Consider the following 18800-nt stretch of genomic DNA (forward strand, 5'->3'; position numbering starts at 1 on the left):
ACGGCTGAACTTCATCGTGGGCGTGAGTTGGCTGCCCACCCCAGCCCAGCGCTACGACAAGGACCATAGAAAAACAGCCTCTCGGCACACACATGTCCTAAACCTCGCTCAAAGAGCCCTGCCAAGCAGGGCTCTGAGAGCTGTCAACAGTTCGATGTGCACGCATTGCGCTTCGACTCTGCGCAATTGCCTGGATCCGAACAGCGATAGCCATCGAGGAAGCTGTCACACATTATGGCCTCCATCGTCCCTTGCGGTATCTCGCATGCTGACCTGATCGTTCCCGCCATAATCTCGCTATCCAGACCGCTCTCAACCCGAAGACCGCGTATTCTATGAGTGAATTGCTGCTGCCCAATCAACGACAACAACTCATACGCCTGAGTGGCGGTGAGCTCCCTCTCGATATCCTCGTAGCTGAAACCCGACACGCCGTTCTCCCCGAAACTCAGACTGGAAACGAAGCGTCGCAACCCAGCCTGCGAGAGGTAACGTAAAGGTGAAGCGTGCAAGCCGACCTGTAAGTGGGATCTCAGATCTTCAGGCGATGAGATCGGAGCAGTAAGCTGGTCAAGTTCATATTGAGCCGCGGCTCGATGCACAATGTCTTGATCAGTGGTCGCGTCATGGGCGGAGGCTGGGATGGAAACCAGCATCACAGACGCAATGCCGAGGACGACTTTCCAAACGTTCATATGATTTCACTCCTTGAAATCCAGGCCACAACGGCCAATCGCAACATGAACACCGCCCTGAAAAAGGGGCGTCTAGGTTCCCTAGAATTTTCGTTAAGCCACGTCGCCCCGCGGAGCCCTAGCGTCGCACGTGCTGGGAGAGATAACCAAGCGTCCGCTGGTACACGGGGCAACTCCGGAATGGCGACATGGTGCTCGCCGCCGCGAAGGATCCGTGTCGCCGCGCTCGACAGGCAATTCCCGCAGAAGCCGACCTCAGGCGATCTCCACCACCGGGATGCCGGCGATCCTGGCCTTCCACCTGCGCGGGCCGGTTTCGTGCACGGATTCGCCGGTGGAATCGACCGCCACCGTGACCGGCATGTCGCGCACCTCGAATTCGTAGATCGCCTCCATGCCGAGGTCCTCGAACGCGACCACGCGCGAGGCCTTGATCGCCTTCGACACCAGGTAGGCCGAGCCTCCGACGGCCATCAGGTACACCGCCCGGTTGTCGCGGATCGCCTCGATCGCGGCCGGGCCGCGCTCGGCCTTGCCGACCATGCCGACGAGGCCGGTCTGCTCGAGCATCTGCCGGGTGAACTTGTCCATACGGGTGGCGGTGGTCGGGCCGGCCGGGCCCACCGCCTCGTCGCGCACCGCATCGACCGGGCCGACGTAGTAGATGAAGCGGTTGGTGAAGTCGACCGGCAGCGTCTCGCCGCGGTTCAACATGTCGACCATGCGCTTGTGCGCGGCGTCGCGACCGGTGAGCAGGCGGCCGTTGAGCAGCAGCACCTCGCCGGGCCTGAACGTGGCGACCTCGTCGCGGGTGATGGTGTCCAGATCCACCCGGCGCGCGTTGGCCGGGTTGTAGGTCAGCTTCGGCCAGTCCTCCAGCGACGGCGGATCGAGCGCCACCGGGCCACTGCCATCCAAGGTGAAATGCGCATGGCGGGTGGCCGCGCAGTTCGGGATCATCGCCACCGGCAGGTTGGCGGCGTGGGTCGGGTAATCCCTGATCTTGATGTCGAGCACCGTGGTCAGCCCGCCCAGGCCCTGTGCACCGATGCCCAGCGCGTTGACCTTCTCGTACAGCTCCAGGCGCATTTCCTCCAGCCGGTTGGCCGGCCCGCGCGCCTTGAGGTCGACGATGTCGATCGGCTCCATCAGCGATTCCTTGGCCAGCAGCATCGCCTTCTCGGCAGTGCCGCCGATGCCGATGCCGAGCATGCCCGGCGGGCACCAGCCGGCGCCCATCGTCGGCACCGTCTTCAGCACCCAGTCGACCACCGAATCCGACGGGTTGAGCATCGCGAACTTGGTCTTCGCCTCCGAGCCGCCGCCCTTGGCGGCCACGATCACGTCCACCTTGTTGCCGGGGACGATCTTCACGTTGACCACGGCCGGCGTGTTGTCGCGGGTGTTGATGCGCTTGCCGGCCGGATCGGCCAGCACCGACGCACGCAGCTTGTTGTCCGGATGCGCGTAGGCGCGCCGCACGCCCTCGTTGACCATGTCCTCCACGCCCATGGTGGCGTCGTCCCAGCGCACCTGCATGCCGATCTCGAGAAACACGGTGACGATGCCGGTGTCCTGGCAGATCGGACGGTGGCCTTCGGCGCACATGCGCGAGTTGATCAGGATCTGCGCCATGGCGTCCTTGGCCGCGGGCGATTCCTCGCGCTCGTAGGCCGCCGCGAGGTTCCGGATGTAGTCGACCGGGTGGTAGTAGCTGATGTACTGCAGGGCGTCGGCGACGGACTGGATCAGGTCGTCCTGGCGGATCGAAACGGGCTGCGTGGAAATCGCGGTGTGTGTGATCACTGGGGCGTCGGCGGCTGGCGGAAAACCCGCCCATTCTACCGGCCGCGCGCCTGCCCTTTGCCGGTACGCAGCGTTCCGGCCTGTCCGGGGCACGGCCTCCGGGCGCTGCGCGGCGCGTATCCGCGCCTCCGGTACGGGAGCCGGCCCCGCAAACGCGGCCCGTCGCGAACCCGCCGATCAGGCCTCGATGCGCGCGCCGGATTCCGCATCGAACAGGTGCGCGTGACGGGCCTCGACACGCAGTGGCAGCGTGCTGCCGGGTGTCGGCAACTCGCCGGGCGGCAACCGCGCGATCAGCGGCAACGCGCCATGACGCAGGTTGACGAACACGTCGCTGCCGACCGGCTCCACCACCTCGACCACCGGCGCGAAGCCACTGCCCTCGGCGCGCTGCAGATGTTCGGGGCGGATACCAAGCGCGACCTCACGGCCATCCAGCCCGGCATCCAGCGCCGCCTCGCCGAGCGCCACGCGGCCGCCATCGTCGAGCAGCAGCGACCAGCCGTCCGCACGCAGCAGCCGTCCGCGCAGCACGTTCATTGCCGGACTGCCGAGAAACGTCGCCACGAACAGGTTGACCGGGCGCTCGTACAGCGCCATCGGCGTGTCGATCTGCTGGATCTCGCCGCGGTCGAGCACCACGATGCGCTGGCCCAGCGTCATCGCCTCGATCTGGTCGTGGGTGACGTAGACCATCGTCGCGCCGAGCTGGCGGTGCAGCCGCGCGATCTCGACGCGCATCGACATGCGCAGCTTGGCGTCGAGGTTGGAGAGCGGCTCGTCGAGCAGGAACACCTGCGGGTTGCGCACCAGCGCGCGCCCGAGCGCCACCCGCTGGCGCTGTCCGCCGGAGAGCTGGCCGGGCTTGCGATCGAGCAGCGCGTCGAGTTCCAGGGTCTTCGCCGCCTCGCGCACGCGGGCGTCCACGCTGGCGCGGTCATGGCCGCGCAGCTTCAGCCCGAAACCGAGGTTGTCGGCCACGCTCATGTGCGGATACAGCGCGTAGGACTGGAACACCATCGCGATATCGCGGTCGCGCGGTGCGACGTCGTTGACCACGCGGTCGCCGATGCGCAGCGTGCCGGCGGAGATCGTCTCCAGCCCGGCGATCATCCGCAGCAGGGTGGACTTGCCGCAGCCCGACGGTCCCACCAGCACCAGCAGTTCGCCGTCGGCGACCTCGAACGTGGCCCCGGCCACGCCGACATGGCCGTTCGGATAGACCTTGCGCACCCCGTCCAGCTCGACCCTGGCCATCCACGCTCCCGTATGTCTGCATGCGTTTCGCATGCGGCGATGTGCGGCGATTGTGGCGCATCCACGGCGGCGCCACGCGCTGGACATTCTGCCATGTAACCGCTTACATACGGCGCGTGGATCGTGGCAACGTGAGCAGCGGGATGGCCGTCACCGCGCGACACGCGACCCGCGCAGGTCGCGCGGCCATCGCGGCGGACGCATGGCCATCCACGGCCACCTGTTATGGTCGAACCCGATGCACGCCGCATGGAACAGTCACGTGCTGGCACCTGCGTCGGCCGGCCGGAGTCCCCTGCGGAGTAGCGATGCACGACACCCTGTTGCTGTTCGGTGCCACTGGCGACCTCGCCTCCCGCTACCTGTTCCCGTCGCTCGTCCACCTGCTGCGCGACCGGCTGCTACCGGAGGGTTTCCGCGTCGTCGCCGTGGGGCGCACGCCGCATGACGACGACGGTTTCCGCGGCTGGCTGCGCGAGCGCCTCAACGACGAGGACGGCCGCAACCACGACGCGCTGGAGGACCTGCTGTCCCGCGTCCGCTACCACGCGCTCGACCTGCAGGACGCCGACGCCATCGCCGCGGAGCTGGCGCGGTACGGCGACCGTCCGACGGTGAGTTATCTGTCCACGCCACCGAACCTGTTCGCGCCGGCGTGCCGCGGCCTGAAGGCGGCCGGCCTGCTGGAGGATCCGTCGCGGCTGGTGCTGGAGAAGCCGCTCGGCCACGACCTCGCCTCGGCACGCGAGATCAACGCCACCCTGCGCGGGAGCCTCGACGAATCGCGGATCTTCCGCATCGACCATTACCTCGGCAAGGCGCCGGTGCAGAACCTGCTGGCGCTGCGTTTCGGCAACACGCTGCTGGAAGCGGTGTGGGAGCGGCGCTGGATCGAGTCGGTCGACATCGTGGTCGCCGAGACCGCCGGGGTCGACGGCCGCGAGGGCTACTACGCCGACTACGGCGCGCTGCGCGACATGGTGCAGAACCACATGCTGCAGCTGCTGGCGCTGATCGCGATGGAGCCGCCGGCCTCGCTGGACGCCGACAGCGTGCGCGACGAGAAGCGCAAGGTGCGGCGCGCGCTGCGGCCGATGACCGCCGCCGACGCCGTGCGCGACAGCGTGCGCGGCCGTTATGGCGACGGCGTGGTCGACGGTCATGCCGTCAGGGGCTTCCGCCACGAGCGCGAGGTCGAGACTTTTGTCGCGCTGCGCGCCTACATCGACAACTGGCGCTGGGCCGGGGTGCCGTTCCGGCTGGTCACCGGCAAGCGCATGCCGGCGCGCGCCACCGAGATCGTGGTGTCGTTCCGTCCGGTGTCGCACTGGCTGTACGAGCGCCCGTCGCGCGAGCGCGCCCAGCCCAACCGCCTGCACGTGTGCCTGCAGCCCGAAGAGGCGATCGACCTCACCCTGATGGGCAGCCTGGCCGCCCCGGAATGGGGCGCCACCGAACTGCAGCCGCTGACGCTGGACCTGGAGATGTCGCCGGCGCCGAAACGCCGCATCGCCTACGAGCGCCTGCTGATCGATGCGCTCAAGGGCGACCAGACGCTGTTCGTGCGCGACGACGAGGTCGAGGCGGCGTGGCAGTGGATAGACAGCGTGAGTGCCGCGTGGCAGGCGGCCGGCACGCCGGTCGAGGAGTACCCGGCAGGCTCCTGGGGTCCGGCGTCCGCCGCGCCGTTCCTGCCCACCGTAACCGGCGCCAACGGGAAGCGACGCTCATGACCGATACCCGTCCCGTCCTGCTGGCGGACATCGGCGGCACCAATGCGCGCTTCGCGCTGGCGCAGCCCGACGCACCGATGCCGCTGCTGGCCGACACCGTCGAACGGTACCCGGTGGTCGAGTTCCCTTCGCTCGCCGATGCGGCGCTGCATTACCTCACGCAGGCCGGCGTCTCGGTGTCCAACGGCGTGTTCGCGGTGGCCGGCCGTGTCGATGGCGACCATGCGCGCATCACCAACCATCCGTGGGTGATCTCGCGTCCGCGCCTGTGCAGCCACCTCGGGCTCGACGACGCCATGCTCGCGAACGACTTCGCCGCACAGTCGATGGCGATCCCCCTGCTCGGCCCCGACGACGTCGCGACCGTGGGCGGCACCACCTGGCAACCCGATCCACCCGGCCTGCGCCGCGACCGCACCTACGCGGTGATCGGCCCCGGCACCGGGCTCGGCGTCGGCGGGCTGCTGGTGCGCGACGGGCACTGCCATCCGCTGGAAACCGAAGGCGGCCATGTCAGCTTCCCGCCCGGCACGCCGGAGGAACTGCGGATCCTGGACGTGCTGTCGCGACAGTTCGGCCGCGTGTCCAACGAGCGGCTGGTGTGCGGGCCGGGGCTGGTCAACATCCACCATGCGCTGGCGGAGATCGCCGGCGAGGATCCGGGCCCGGTGCAGCCGCGCGACGTCACCGCGCGCGCCGCCGAAGGCGACCGCCGCGCCACCCGTGCGGTGGACATCTTCTGCGCGGTGTTCGGCGCCATCGCCGGCGACGTGGTGCTCACGCTTGGTGCATGGGACGGCGTGTTCCTCACCGGCGGGCTGGTGCCGCACATGCTCGACGCGCTGCGCCACTCCGGGTTCCGCCAGCGTTTCGAACACAAGGGGCGGTTCTCCTCGAACATGGCGCAGGTGCCGTCGATGGCGGTGCTGCATCCGAATGCCGGGCTGCTCGGCGCCGCCGCGCTTGCGCGGCAACGTTACGGCGGGTCGACGCCATGATGGTGATGCCACCCGCCGCACCACTCACCGACGGCGATTCTCCGGTGCGCCTGTACACCTACGACTCGGTCACGCAGTGGGTCTGGGGCGCTGCGGTGACGCTGTCGGTCGCACTCACCCGCACGCTGGAAGAAAAGCCACGGGCGCGCCTGCTGCTGTCGGGCGGCAGCACGCCCGAGCCGGTGTACACGGCGCTGGCCAAGGCGCCGCTGGACTGGTCGCTGGTCGATGTCGCCCTGGTCGACGAACGCTGGCTGATGCCCGACGACCCCGACAGCAACGCGCGCCTGGTGCGGCAGACCCTGTTGCAGCGCAATGCCGCGGGTGCGCGTTTCGAGGCAATCACGCGCGCCGGCCGCCCGCTGGCCGAGGCAGTCGCCACCGCCAACATGCACGCGCGAAGTCCCGCCGACGTGGTGGTGCTGGGCATGGGCGAGGACGGCCATACCGCGTCGCTGTTTCCCGGCATGCGCGATCTCGGTGCCGCGCTGGCATCGCCGCATCCGTACGTGGCGGTCGACGCCAGCGGCTGCCCGGGCGCCGGCCCGTGGCCGACGCGGATCAGCCTGACGCCGGCCGGCCTCGCGACCGCACACACCCGCATACTGCTGATCCGCGGCCAGCGCAAGCGCGAGTTACTGGACCGCGTGATGGCCGGAGACGACCCGTTCGAGTACCCGGCGCGGATCGCATTCACCACGCCAGGTGCGCCGCTGCATGTGCACTGGTGTCCATGAGGCGCGCGCATCGGCGATGCATGCCCGCGATCGCGCCATGGTGCGATCGCGCCACGATCGATGGTGACCCGCAATGAGCCTGCACCCCGTACTCCACGACGTGACCGAACGCATCCGCGAGCGCAGCCGCGCCTCGCGCGCGGCCTACCTGGCCGGCATCGATGCGATGGGCGACGCCGGACCACTGCGTGGCCGCCTGAGCTGCGCCAACCTCGCCCACGGCTTCGCCGCCTGCGGCCCGGTCGACAAGGCGCGCCTGCGCGAAGGGCCCACGCCCAACCTCGGCATCGTCACCGCCTACAACGACATGCTGTCGGCGCACCATCCGTACGAGCACTACCCCGAGCGCATCCGCGAGGTCGCGCGGCGGCTGGGCGCCACTGCGCAGGTGGCCGGCGGCGTGCCGGCCATGTGCGACGGCGTCACCCAGGGCCGCGCCGGCATGGACCTGTCGCTGTTCTCGCGCGACGTCATCGCCCAGGCGACCGCCATCGCGCTGTCGCACGACATGTTCGACAGCACCGTGTACCTGGGCATCTGCGACAAGATCGTGCCGGGCCTGCTGATCGGCGCGCTCGCGTTCGGCCACCTGCCCGCGGTGTTCGTGCCCGGTGGACCGATGCCCAGCGGCATTCCCAACCGGCAGAAGGCCGAAGTGCGCGAGCGCTACGCCGCCGGCGAGGCGACGCGCGAAGAACTGCTCGAGGCCGAAGCCGCGTCCTACCACTCGCCCGGCACCTGCACGTTCTACGGCACCGCCAATTCCAACCAGGTCATGTTGGAAGCGATGGGCGTGCAACTGCCGGCGTCGTCGTTCGTCAATCCGGACACGCCGCTGCGCGGTGCACTCACCGACGCAGCGGTGGAGCGTGCGCTCGCGACCACCGCGCTCGGTAACGACTACCGCCCGCTCGGCCGGCTGATCGACGAGCGCGCCATCGTCAATGCGGTGGTGGCGCTGATGGCCACCGGCGGCTCGACCAACCACACCATCCACTGGATCGCGGTGGCGCGTGCCGCCGGCATCGTGCTGACCTGGGACGACTTCGATGTGATGTCGTCGATCGTGCCGCTGCTGGCGCGCGTGTATCCGAACGGCGAAGCCGACGTGAACCGCTTCCAGGCCGCCGGTGGCACCGCGTTCGTGTTCCGCGAGCTGCTCGATGCCGGCCTGATGCATGCCGATCCGCCGACCCTGCTCGACCGCGGCATGCGTGCCTGGTGCGAGGAGCCGCGTCTGGACGGCGGTGCGTTGCGCTGGTTCCCGACCGTGGCGGCCAGTGGCGACGACGGCGTGCTGCGTGAGGCCGCGCGGCCCTTCGAAGCCCAGGGCGGCCTGCGCCTGCTGCGCGGCAACCTCGGCCGTGCGCTGATCAAGACCTCGGCGGTCAAGCCCGAGTACCGGCGCATCGACGCACCCGCCGTGGTCATCGACACCCCGCAGGCACTCAACCGCCTGCACCGCTCCGGCGCGCTGCCACATGATTTCGTCGCCGTGGTGCGCTACCAGGGCCCGCGTGCCAACGGCATGCCGGAACTGCACTCGCTGGCGCCGCTGCTGGGCATGCTGCAGAACCAGGGCCGCCGCGTGGCGCTGGTCACCGATGGGCGGCTGTCGGGTGCATCGGGGAAATTCCCCGCCGCGATCCACGTCACCCCGGAAGCGGCGCGCGGAGGTCCGCTGGCCCGACTGCGCGACGGCGACCGCATCGTGCTCGACGGCGAAGCCGGCACGCTCGAGGCGATGGTCGACGCTGCCGAATGGGCCGCGCGCGCGGCCGCCGGCGACACCGCACCGGCGGGTGCCGACCTCGGCCGCAACCTGTTCGCCTTCAACCGCAGGATGGTGGGGCCGGCCGACCAGGGTGGGCTGTCGATCTCGTGCGGCCCACCGACCACCGACGGCAACCCCTGGAACTACGACGCCGAATACGACTTCGGCCTCGATCCGGCGGCGATCACCTCGCCGCATGCCTCCAAGGACGCCTGACGTCCGTCCCGCACAGGGCCATGAGCCGATGTCGATCGCCCAACACCAGGACACCGCCGAACGCCTCCTCTGCGAGGCCGGCCTGTTACCCGTCATCACCGTCGACAGCATCGACCAGGCGCTCCGCATCGCCGACGCGCTGCTGGAAGGCGGCCTGCGCACGCTGGAACTCACCCTGCGCACGCCGTGCGCACTCGATGCGCTGGCTGCGCTGAAGCGCGAGCTGCCGGATATCGTCATCGGTGCCGGCACCGTCACCTCGCCGGCGCATATCCGCCAGGCCATCGATGCGGGTGCCGATTTCCTGGTCACGCCCGGCACGCCCCCTGCCCTCGCCGCAGCGCTGGCAGCGGCACCGGTACCGGTGGTTCCCGGGGGGGCCACGCCGACCGAATTCATGGCGCTGATGGCGCATGGCTTCCGCGTCTGCAAGCTGTTCCCGGCGAACGCCGTCGGCGGGCTGGCCATGCTGAAAGGGCTGGCCGGCCCACTGGCCGACCTGCGCCTGTGCCCGACCGGGGGCATCACCGAGGCGAATGCCGCCGACTACCTCGCCCAGCCGAACGTGGTCTGCATCGGCGGCTCGTGGATGGTGGCCAGGGCATGGATCGACATCGGCGACTGGCATCGCGTACGCAACGCCGCGGCGCACGCCGCGGCCCTGGTCAGGAACGCACGTCGGCCCTGAGCATGCGCGGGCACCGCCGCTACACGGCGCGCAGGCGGTAACCCACGCGTCGCCAAAGTGATGCATGGGCAAGGAACCATGCGACGAGGCCGAGGCCCAGCCACCATTCCAGCGCGTTCTCGAACCGGTCCTGGAAGGCGCTGCCGCCGACCACTGCAAGCGCGATGACGTGCACCACCCCCAGCAGCAGCATCAGCGCGCAGATGCCCTGCAGCGCGCGGCGCGTGCGTGGTGTCGCATGCAGCCTGCCGTCGCACGCACGCAGGAACGCGACCTGGGCAAGGAAGCTCGCACCGAAGAACACCACCACGCCGTAGCGGCGCAGGAAGCGGTAGACCTCGCCGTCGCTGCCGAGGAAGGTCACGTACACCGCCAGCGCCACTGCCGCGACCACGCCGGCGCCAAGCACCGTGCGGCCACCTGCGCCGATGCCGGCCAGCCAGCGCGCCGCGAGCCACCAGTGCAGGCCGATCGCCAGCGCATTGGGCAGCATCAGCAACCGGAACACATGGTTGCCGTCACCCTCGCGCGCAGCGCGGCTGATCGACGTACAGCCTTCCAGGTAAGGCACGCAGCCCGGCACGATGCCGGCATGCACCGACAGTGCCCATGCCGCGTGGGTGCCGAGCAGGAACACCAGCGCGATCGCGAGCGGCAGCGGCCACAGCGGAATGTCTTGTCGGTCCATGCCGGCCTCGCTGCAGGCATTGGTGTCGTGCACGGATCCTGCGCCGCCGGCCGTGTAGGCATTGCGGCGCAATGTCGGATGACGTCAGTCCGGCGGGCGACCAACATCCGGAACCGCCACCCTCACCTTCGCGCCGGCGTGCGGCACGCGCAGCTCGTTGCCGTCCCATTGCGCCGGCGCACCGTCGATGGTCGTCCTGCCCGGCACGCTCGGGTACGGCCATTGCAGCACCAGGCCGCCCGCCGGCAGGCCGGCATCGGCGGCGACATCGAGCCGCAGCGTGTCGCCATCGCGTTGCAGGCGGTAGCCGAGCCGGCCGTGCGGCGTGCGCATGCCACGCAGGGCGACGCCCTCCTCCAGCCACTCCGCGGGCACGCCCGCCGCCAGCACGATGCTGTCGTCGATCTCGCGCACGTAGGCGAACATGTCCAGCGCCGAGCGCACGAAATCCGAGCCGACCCAGGCATGCGGCAGGTCGCCGAGGAAGAACGGCGTGCGCGGCGTCGGCGTGACCACCTCACCCCACTGGTTCCAGGCCTGCGGCACGCGATGGCCGAAGAACCACTCGCGCACCTCGTTCGCGCGCTCGCGCCAGCCCAGCCGCACGAACGCGGCGACGTTGCGCCATTCGTACGGGGTGTAGTCCTTCCACGGCTCGCGACCGTCGCGACGGTCGACGAACTTCTGCCAGTAGCGCTCGAAGGTGTTGGTCAGCAGCGGCTCGGGCAGCCGACCCTGCTCACCGCCCGGCGCCAGTGCGATGGTGGTGGAGGTGGCGTCGAAATCGCCCAGCTCCGCTGCGCCCGGCAGGTAGTCGATGCCGTGGATACGCGCGGCGGCGCGCAGCGAGGCGTCGAGATCTGCGCGGAACTCGTCGCGCGCGGCCGCCATGCGCTTCGCGTCGTCGGCCCTGCCCAACGCTTCGGCCACTTCGACCGCATCCTTGTAGCCGCGCAGCGCCCAGAAGTTGTCCCAGTACGAATGCATGGGCTTGGCCGAATAGCCCTCGTGGCTGATCGACGCCGGCATCATCCCGTAGAAGGCTTCGTTGACTTCGCGGTTCGCCGCGGTGCGTTCGCTGGCGCGCAACACCTCCATGTACCCGAAGGCGCCCTGCACATGCGGCCACATCGCCTCGAGGAAGGCGCGGTCGCCGGTGTAGCGCCAGTACTCGGCGATGTTGAAGATCAGCTCGCCATGGCTGTCGTTTTCCGGCACCGGGTCGCTGCCACGGTCGTCCACGCAGCACGGCACCATGCCGTTGTCGAACTGGTACGGGGCGTACCACTCGACATATTCCTTCACCACTTCCGGCCGGCCCATCCGCAGCAGGCCTTCGGAGATCATCGCGCCATCGCGGATCCAGCTGCGTGCGTACGAGCGCGTGCCGGGCTGCAGGCGCGGGCCGATGCGCGAGATCAGCATGTGTGCAAGCGAGGTGCGCAGCGTGTCGGCCAACGCCTTGCCGGCGGCGGGCACATCGAAACCCACCTCATCCAACTTGCTTCGCCATTCGCCTGCCACCGCATCACGCCAGGCCTGCGGTTCCCACGCGTCCGGACGCGACATGTCGCCATCCATCGGGACCAGCAGGTCCACCTCGCGCGACTCGCCCGGTGCAAGACGCATGCGCCAGACCAGCGCACCGGATGCGAGCGCCTGCGGGTCGTCGACCGCGGTGGTTCGCGGCAACGCGCCGGCGGCGATGTGTTCGATGGCCATCCCGGCATCGAAGGTGCTGGCGAACGCGGCATCCGCCGGCTGGCGTGCGTGTACGCGCGGCCTGCCATCCACGCTGACGCTGTCGGGCGACACCGCAAGCGCACGCAGCGGGCTCACGCCACCGGTGATGTTGAGGAACTGGGTCGGCGGGTTGACCTGCAGCGGGCGTACCGCCAGCGCAAGGGTGTAATCGCGTGTGCGATCGCCGGGATTGCGCAGCCGGTAACGGGCGACCAGCTGCGACTGCTTCGGCGTGCCGCGCGCGAACGCTTCCACGCGCAGCGATGCCTCGTCGTGCGTCCAGTCGACCGCCGGCATCGGCAGATAGTCATCCTGCAGTGACTGGCGGGTCTCCACGTCGGCCCAGGTCAGCAGCGCATCGTCGACACGCACGAACGGCTCGATCGAGAAGCCGCCCGCCGCCACCTCGATCGCGCCGTCCTCGCCGATCAGCCCCTGCTGGTAGCCGCCGTCGAGGCCGAGGATGGTCCAGTACGCCTGTTCGCCGCTGAAGCCGCGCGGGAACCAGCCGCGCGGGTGGTCGGCCGCGACCGCCTCGACGAAGTCGTTGGGGTGATTGCCGATGTCGACCGGTTGCAGCGTGGCCTCGGCGAGCGCGAACCCCTCGCCCGGGCCCTCCAGCAACCCGATCGCGACATGGCGCGCTTCGGATTCCGGCAGCCACAGCCAGTCGATGCCGCCGTTGCCGACGTCGACCGTGCGTGCCTCGCGCCAGGTCCGGCCGTCGTCGGAAATCGACACGGTGTAGCGCTTCGCATGCCGGCCAGGCAGCCAGTGCAGCCGCAGTGCACCGAACTCACGCGGCTTGCCAGGGTCCAGCAGCAGCCGCTGCGAGGAAGGCGCTGTCTCCCACGCGGTGACGTCTTCGCCGTCGACGGCATGGGCCGCGCCCTGCGGCGTCGTCGGCGAGCTGGCGGTGGCGACCAGCGGCGACGGATCATCGGCAGGCAGCGCTTCCAGCGTCAGTGAGTCGAAACAGACCGTGCCCTTGCCGCCGGCGTTGTTGTAGATGGTGAATTCGACGCGCGCGCTCGTGCGCAGCGTGCGCTCCGGATCCGGCCCCCAGGCCTTGTCGATATGCCGCTTGCGATAACGCACCGGCGTCCAGTCGGTTGGGAAGTCGTACTTCGGCCGGTTCACCCACCAGACGTTGTCGCCGCTGGCATCGATCAGCTTGAACTGCAGGTCGTTGGACGGCGAGTCGCCACGCAGCTGGAAGCCGAAGCGGTAGTTGTCGGGATACTCGAGCGGCAGGTCGCGCTGGATACCGACATAGCCCGATACGCCGTTGAAGTCGTAGTCCAGGCACAGCGCGCGACCATCAGCGCCGTCGACCGTCCGCAGCGCGCCGCTGACCTGGTTGGAGGTGACCACGCGCCAGGCCGAAGCATCCTCGAAATCGTCGAGGACGCGTGGCTGGGCGTGCAGCTGGGGGACGACGAAGACGCTGAGCACGCAGCAGGCCATGCAGTGGGCAAACCGCACGGACGCGCGCGTGCGCGCCGGCGCGGGCCGCCGGGCCGGGACACGCCGTGAACCCATCCATGGGGGCTCGATGGCGCCATCCATGGCGCCAACGGTCCCGGCCCGGCAGCCCGCACCGTCGCTGTGACGGTTCACTGCAGTCCGGAAGAGAAAGCTGTACATGCACTCACCCCTTGACGCTTCCAAGCAGCAACCCCTGGATGTAGTAACGCTGCAGCAGCAGGAACAGCAGCAGTACCGGCAGCACGGTGACCACCGCCCCGGCCATCATCATCTCCACTTCCTGCACGTGTTCGCGCGACAGCGCGGCGATCGCCACCGGCAGCGTGTAGTTGTCCTGGTCGGTCAGCACGATCAACGGCCACATGAAGTCGTTCCACGCCGCCATGAAGGTGAAGATGGCCAGCGTCACCAGCACGGGTTTCAGCATCGGCAGCACGATCTGGAAGAAGATCCGCAGCTCGCCCGCACCATCGATGCGCGCGGCTTCCAGCAGTTCCTCGGGGATCGAGCGCGCGTACTGGCGCACCAGGAAGATGCCGAACACCGTTGCCAGTGCCGGGATGATCACCGCGCCGAAGGTATTGACCAGCCCCAGCCCCTTCATCATCAGGAACAGCGGCAGCATCGCCACCTGCGCCGGGATCACCAGCGCCGCCAGCAGCACCTGGAACAGCCGGTCGCGGCCGCGGAAGCGCAGCTTGGCGAAGGCGTAGCCGGCCATGGTGTTGACCAGCAGCGCGCCGAAGGTGATCGCGATCGACACGATCAGGCTGTTGACGAAGTAGCGGCCCATGCCGGCGCGGGCGAACAGTTCGCGGTAGGCGTCCAGGCTCGGGGCCGCAGGCAGCAATGGTGGCGGGAAGGCGCTGGCCTCGCCCTTCTGCATGAACGACACCGCCACCATCCACAGCAGCGGCGCGAGCGCAATCAGTGCCAGCACCAGCAGGCCGGCATTCACCAGCACCGCGTGCAGGCGGCTGTCGCCGACATCGGACGCTGTGCGGCTCACAGCACGCCCTTGCGGCGGCCGATGCGCAGCAGCACCGTGGTCACCGCGAGGATGATCAGGAACAGCAGGAACGCCACCGCCGACGCGCGGCCGAGGTTCCACCACATGAAGCCTTCCTCGTACATGAAGTACAGCACGCTGACCGTGCTCTGCAGAGGGTCGCCACGGGTCATCACATAGGGCTCGGCGAACAGCTGGAAGTAGCCGGATACGGTGATCACCCCGACCACCAGCAGCACCGGGCCGAGCATCGGCAGGGTGATGTGCAGGAACTGCTGCCAGCGCGAGGCACCGTCGATGCGCGCGGCCTCGTAGAGGTCCTGAGGGATCGCCTGCAGGCCCGCCAGCAGGATCACCATGTTGTAGCCGAAGTTCTTCCACACCGCGAACAGGATGATCGTCGGCATCGCCCAGCGCGGGTCACCCAGCCAGTCCACCGGCGCGATGCCCACGTGCGCGAGCGCCCAGTTCACCAGGCCGTAGCTGGCGTGGAACAGGTAACGCCAGATCACCGCCACCGCCACCAGCGTGGTCACCACCGGCGCGAACAGCGCGGTGCGGAACAGCGGCTTGAAGCGCGCGACCTTGGCGTCCAGCAGCATCGCCGCGCCCAGCGACACCAGGATCGACAGTGGCACGCCGACGACGACGAAGTACGTGGTGTTGCCCAGCGCCTTCCAGAACAGTGGCGTGCGCAGCAACTCGAGGTAGTTGTCGAATGCGACGAAGCGCAGGTTGTCGGGATCGGCCAGCGCGTAGAGGTCGAAGTCGGTCAGGCTCAGCAGCAGCGCGGAGGCCACCGGCAGCACGAAGAACAGGCCGATCACCAGCAGCGCCGGTCCTGCGAACAGCCAGCCGGCAAGCCCGGGCAACCGCAGTCCCCTGCCCTTACGCCCGCCATTCCCGCGCAGGCGGGGATCCATGGACCCTGCTTCTTCCGCGGCAATGCGTCCATGGACTCCCGCCTTCCCGGGAGTGACGGCATCGGTTGCGGGGCGCCCGCGATTCATTCCGCCACTTCCCTGGCTTCCGCAGGTTCGCGCTCGCGCACCCAGCGCCGCTTGGCGAGGAGGTCGTCCACGCGCGCATCGAGCTGCACGACCGCGGCGTCCTGCGCCAGCCCGCCGCGCACCACGCGCTCGCTCATCAGTCGCATTTCCTGGGCGATGCGTTCCCACTCCAGCACCTGCGGCGTGGGCTTCACCCGTTCGAGCTGGTCGCGGAAGGCCTGCGCATGCGGGTCCGCCTGCAGTTGCGGCAGTTCCCAGGTGCTGCGCCGCGGCGGCAGGTTGCCGATCATCGCGTGGAAGCGCTGCTGGATGTCCGGTCGCGACAGGAATTCGACCAGCTTCCAGCTCGCGTCCTGCACCCCGGAGCCGCGGAACAGCACCAGGCTGGTGCCGCCCGCGATGCCGGCGCCAGGGCCGTCGGGCCCGGGTAGCGGCGCGGTCCCCCAGCTCTCCTGCAGGTCTGCGGGCAGACGGTTGCGGAACTCGCGGATGTTCCACGGACCCGAGATGTAGAAGCTGAAGAAACCGCGCCCGAACTCGTCCCAGACGTTGGAAATCTGCGACTCCGACATCGGCGGCGCCCAGCCGTTGTCGAACAGGCCTGTGTAGAACGCCAGCGCGCGACGGAAGCCGGGACTGGAGAAGTTGCCACGGGTGCCGCCGTCGCGCAGCAGCGGATCATCCTGCTGCAGCGCGAATGACAGCAGCTGCTCGAACTCGTTGAGCGGCACCATGATCGCGTAGCGATCGGGACCGACATGGGCCTTGATGTCCGCCATCGCCCGCGCCCAGTCGCGCCAGTTGTCCGGCGGTGCATCCCAGCCGGCCGCGGCGAGGATGTCGCGGCGGTAGAACAGCAGCCGCGTGTCCACGTACCACGGCACGCCCAGCAGCTGTCCGTCGATGACATTGGTTGCCCAGATGCCGGGGAAGTAGTCGTCGGCATCGATGACATCCGACCCCGCGACGCGTGCATCCAGCGACTCGAGCGCACCGAGGGTGGCGAATTCCGGCACCCAGGTGTTGCCCAGCTGGCAGAGGTCCGGAAGCGCGTCGGCGGCATACGCGGTCAGCAGCTTCTCGTGCGCCGAGGTCCAGGGGATCTGCTGGATGCGCACGCGGATGCCGGGATTGTCACGCTCGAATTCGCGCACCAGTTCGCCGACCACCTCCGCTTCGCGGCCCATCGCCCAGAAGCGGATGACGGTGTCATCGCCGCGCGGCTGGCAGCCGGCCAGCAGAACGAACAGACCCAGCAGCATCGCGGTACAGCCGGCGCGCGCGCGCCCGGACCGTGCCGGTCCCCACGCATGCACCAGGACCATGTGCCGCCGCATGCGGTGTTACTGCGCCGGCGCGGTACGCACGGGCGTGGCCGCAGCGGTCGTCCCGCCCTGGGCGGCAGGAACCTCCACCGCCTCCGCAGCGTCGTCCCCGATGGCGCCTTCCTGCCCCGCGAACTCGTCCAGCCAGCCCCCGGTAAAGCCGGCGCGTTTCAGGCCCTCCTGGATATACGGGCTCTTCCTCATCAGATTCCACACGAAGCCGTTGCGGTAGTTGGCGATCATCGCAAGGATCGGCCCCTGGTCGATGCCGATGTAGTCGCTGGCCACCCAGCCCAGCCCGGGCACGATGCGGCCGGTCTTGAGCGGTACGTCGTACTGGAAGCTCGCATTGAAGGAATCCAGAAAGCCGTAGCTGGAGTACAGGTGCTCGCCGAAGCGGCGGTGCAGTTCCTCGGTGGCGGGAATCACGATCTCCGGCGCGAACGCGATCGAAGCCACCGCCGCGGTCGGCGCGATGGTGCCGTCGTCGAACGCCACCGCAAGGCCCGCACCGCGTGCGCTGTAATGGCGGAACTCGCGCACCTGGCCCTGGTATTCCTGGTCGGTGCGCTGCGCGCCATCGCTCGCGGTCAGGCCCCACACGTTCTCGCCGTACTCGCGCCAGCCCATCGGGTTCTCGATCGCGTACTGGCGTTGCGCATAGGTGGCGCGACGGCTGTTCTCGAAGTAGTCGATCCCGCGGCCGCGCATGTACTCGTCGCGGATGCCGCGGAAATCCACCCAGGTGTGGGTGTACTGGTGGCCGAAATGTGGGGCGAAGCTCAGGTACTCCTGGCCCATGAAGGTGCCCCAGACCTCGGTGTCGTAGGTGCTGGTCCACGCCTGCCAGGCCTCGGGCCCGACCGGGTGGGTCGGCGAGCCCAGCGCGAGGATGTAGACCAGCATCGCCTCGTCGTAGCCGGTCCAGTCGTGCTCGATGAAACCGGTCTCCGGGTACCAGCCCATCGAGATCAACGGCGGGCGCACCTGCAGCCAGGTCCACTCGACGTTGCGATAGAGCTCGTCGGCGATGTCGCGGATCTCCTGCTCGCGCGGCTCGTCGCGGTCGTAGTACTGCTGCGCGAACAGCACCCCCATCATCAGCAGGCCGGTATCCACGCTCGACAGCTCGACCCACGGCTCGTAGCGGTGGCCGTTCTGCATGTCGATGAAGTGGTAGTAGAACCCCTTGTGGCCGATCGTCCCGGTTTCTTGCGGGCCCTGTTTCGCATCGCGGAAGAAACGCAGCGTGGTGAGCGTGCGGTCCACCGCCTGGGTGCGGCTGACCCAGCCATTCTCGATGCCGATCGGATACGCCGTCAGCGCGAAGCCCACCGAGGCGATGCTGGAGAACGGCCGTGACGGGTAGCGGTCCGGGGTGAGCCCGTTGACCTCGTTGGTGGTGTCCCAGAAGAACTGGAAGGTGCGCTTCTCGATGTCGCGGAACAGCGGCGGCAGCTCGGGCGGACCGGCCGGCTTGACGGGTTCGGGCTCTTCCACCACAGCCTCCGGGATGGGTCCGGGCCGAGGCGGCTCGACCTCCGGCCCTTCCCGCTTGCAGCCGGCAAGCAGGGCCGCCAGCAGCAACATGGGCAGCAGGAGCGTCGGCAGCAGGGATGGGGCACGGAACCGG

The 18800-nt window shown here is 68.9% G+C and carries 14 protein-coding genes; 5 read left to right on the forward strand and 9 right to left on the reverse strand.

Annotation, left to right across the window (positions count from 1 at the left end; genetic code table 11):
* Positions 1-143 precede the first annotated feature (143 nt).
* The 3 genes from E5843_RS08340 to E5843_RS08350 all read right to left on the reverse strand — a co-directional run bounded on the left by E5843_RS08340 (position 144) and on the right by E5843_RS08350 (position 3758).
* Positions 144-695: a hypothetical protein gene (locus E5843_RS08340; RefSeq protein ID WP_136412382.1), complete on the reverse strand. Its 552-nt coding sequence runs from the start codon at positions 693-695 to the stop codon at positions 144-146.
* A 255-nt stretch (positions 696-950) separates the two neighbouring features.
* The gene (locus tag E5843_RS08345) at positions 951-2483 is read right to left on the reverse strand and encodes a fumarate hydratase (RefSeq protein WP_141066151.1); all 1533 of its coding nucleotides are present in this window, start codon (positions 2481-2483) and stop codon (positions 951-953) included.
* Between the two features lie 195 nt (positions 2484-2678).
* Positions 2679-3758 (reverse strand): ABC transporter ATP-binding protein, encoded by a 1080-nt coding sequence (locus E5843_RS08350; protein WP_141065895.1) that lies wholly within the window; start codon positions 3756-3758, stop codon positions 2679-2681.
* Positions 3759-4066: 308 nt separating this feature from the next.
* Between E5843_RS08350 and zwf the strand changes: the two genes are divergently transcribed.
* The 5 genes from zwf (at position 4067) to eda (ending at position 9904) form a co-directional block, all read left to right on the forward strand.
* On the forward strand, positions 4067-5491 hold the full coding sequence (gene zwf / locus E5843_RS08355) for a glucose-6-phosphate dehydrogenase (protein WP_141065896.1): 1425 nt from the start codon (positions 4067-4069) through the stop codon (positions 5489-5491).
* A complete protein-coding gene (glk, locus tag E5843_RS08360) occupies positions 5488-6489 on the forward strand; it encodes a glucokinase (protein WP_141065897.1) in 1002 nt (333 codons plus the stop codon). The genes zwf and glk overlap by 4 nt, the downstream gene beginning before the upstream one ends.
* A gap of 5 nt (positions 6490-6494) precedes the next feature.
* Positions 6495-7226 carry a 6-phosphogluconolactonase gene (gene pgl, locus E5843_RS08365; RefSeq protein ID WP_141066152.1) on the forward strand — a complete coding sequence of 244 codons (732 nt, stop codon included), beginning with the start codon at positions 6495-6497 and terminating at the stop codon, positions 7224-7226.
* Between the two features lie 73 nt (positions 7227-7299).
* A complete protein-coding gene (gene edd / locus E5843_RS08370) occupies positions 7300-9216 on the forward strand; it encodes a phosphogluconate dehydratase (protein ID WP_141065898.1) in 1917 nt (638 codons plus the stop codon).
* Positions 9217-9244: 28 nt separating this feature from the next.
* Complete coding sequence (eda, locus tag E5843_RS08375) at positions 9245-9904, forward strand: bifunctional 4-hydroxy-2-oxoglutarate aldolase/2-dehydro-3-deoxy-phosphogluconate aldolase (protein ID WP_141065899.1); 660 nt, start codon at positions 9245-9247, stop codon at positions 9902-9904.
* Positions 9905-9923: 19 nt separating this feature from the next.
* On the opposite strand, the gene E5843_RS08380 is transcribed toward eda, so the two are convergent.
* The 6 genes from E5843_RS08380 to E5843_RS08405 all read right to left on the reverse strand — a co-directional run bounded on the left by E5843_RS08380 (position 9924) and on the right by E5843_RS08405 (position 18754).
* Entirely contained in the window at positions 9924-10592 is a 669-nt protein-coding gene (locus tag E5843_RS08380) for a hypothetical protein (RefSeq protein WP_141065900.1), read from the reverse strand.
* Positions 10593-10676: 84 nt separating this feature from the next.
* On the reverse strand, positions 10677-13802 hold the full coding sequence (locus tag E5843_RS08385) for a discoidin domain-containing protein (protein WP_141066153.1): 3126 nt from the start codon (positions 13800-13802) through the stop codon (positions 10677-10679).
* Positions 13803-13986: 184 nt separating this feature from the next.
* Positions 13987-14832 (reverse strand): carbohydrate ABC transporter permease, encoded by an 846-nt coding sequence (locus E5843_RS08390; protein WP_136412384.1) that lies wholly within the window; start codon positions 14830-14832, stop codon positions 13987-13989.
* Positions 14829-15755, reverse strand: coding sequence for a carbohydrate ABC transporter permease (locus tag E5843_RS08395; RefSeq protein WP_141065901.1), 927 nt, complete (start codon positions 15753-15755; stop codon positions 14829-14831). Before E5843_RS08395 ends, E5843_RS08390 begins: the two co-directional genes overlap by 4 nt.
* A gap of 83 nt (positions 15756-15838) precedes the next feature.
* The gene (locus E5843_RS08400) at positions 15839-17104 is read right to left on the reverse strand and encodes a sugar ABC transporter substrate-binding protein (protein WP_141065902.1); all 1266 of its coding nucleotides are present in this window, start codon (positions 17102-17104) and stop codon (positions 15839-15841) included.
* An 81-nt stretch (positions 17105-17185) separates the two neighbouring features.
* The gene (locus tag E5843_RS08405) at positions 17186-18754 is read right to left on the reverse strand and encodes a glucoamylase family protein (protein ID WP_425480743.1); all 1569 of its coding nucleotides are present in this window, start codon (positions 18752-18754) and stop codon (positions 17186-17188) included.
* Positions 18755-18800: the final 46 nt, after the last annotated feature.

It is taken from the genome of Luteimonas yindakuii (assembly GCF_004803715.2).
GTDB classification, from domain to species: domain Bacteria; phylum Pseudomonadota; class Gammaproteobacteria; order Xanthomonadales; family Xanthomonadaceae; genus Luteimonas; species Luteimonas yindakuii.

Coding starts and splice junctions, on each gene's coding strand:
- E5843_RS08380 (WP_141065900.1), bottom strand. CDS start 10,592: ATGGACCGACAAGACATTCCGCTGTGGCCGCTGCCGCTCGCGATCGCG.
- eda (WP_141065899.1), top strand. CDS start 9,245: ATGTCGATCGCCCAACACCAGGACACCGCCGAACGCCTCCTCTGCGAG.
- E5843_RS08340 (WP_136412382.1), bottom strand. CDS start 695: ATGAACGTTTGGAAAGTCGTCCTCGGCATTGCGTCTGTGATGCTGGTT.
- E5843_RS08395 (WP_141065901.1), bottom strand. CDS start 15,755: ATGGATCCCCGCCTGCGCGGGAATGGCGGGCGTAAGGGCAGGGGACTG.
- pgl (WP_141066152.1), top strand. CDS start 6,495: ATGCCACCCGCCGCACCACTCACCGACGGCGATTCTCCGGTGCGCCTG.
- glk (WP_141065897.1), top strand. CDS start 5,488: ATGACCGATACCCGTCCCGTCCTGCTGGCGGACATCGGCGGCACCAAT.
- zwf (WP_141065896.1), top strand. CDS start 4,067: ATGCACGACACCCTGTTGCTGTTCGGTGCCACTGGCGACCTCGCCTCC.
- edd (WP_141065898.1), top strand. CDS start 7,300: ATGAGCCTGCACCCCGTACTCCACGACGTGACCGAACGCATCCGCGAG.
- E5843_RS08350 (WP_141065895.1), bottom strand. CDS start 3,758: ATGGCCAGGGTCGAGCTGGACGGGGTGCGCAAGGTCTATCCGAACGGC.
- E5843_RS08385 (WP_141066153.1), bottom strand. CDS start 13,802: ATGGCCTGCTGCGTGCTCAGCGTCTTCGTCGTCCCCCAGCTGCACGCC.
- E5843_RS08400 (WP_141065902.1), bottom strand. CDS start 17,104: ATGCTGCTGGGTCTGTTCGTTCTGCTGGCCGGCTGCCAGCCGCGCGGC.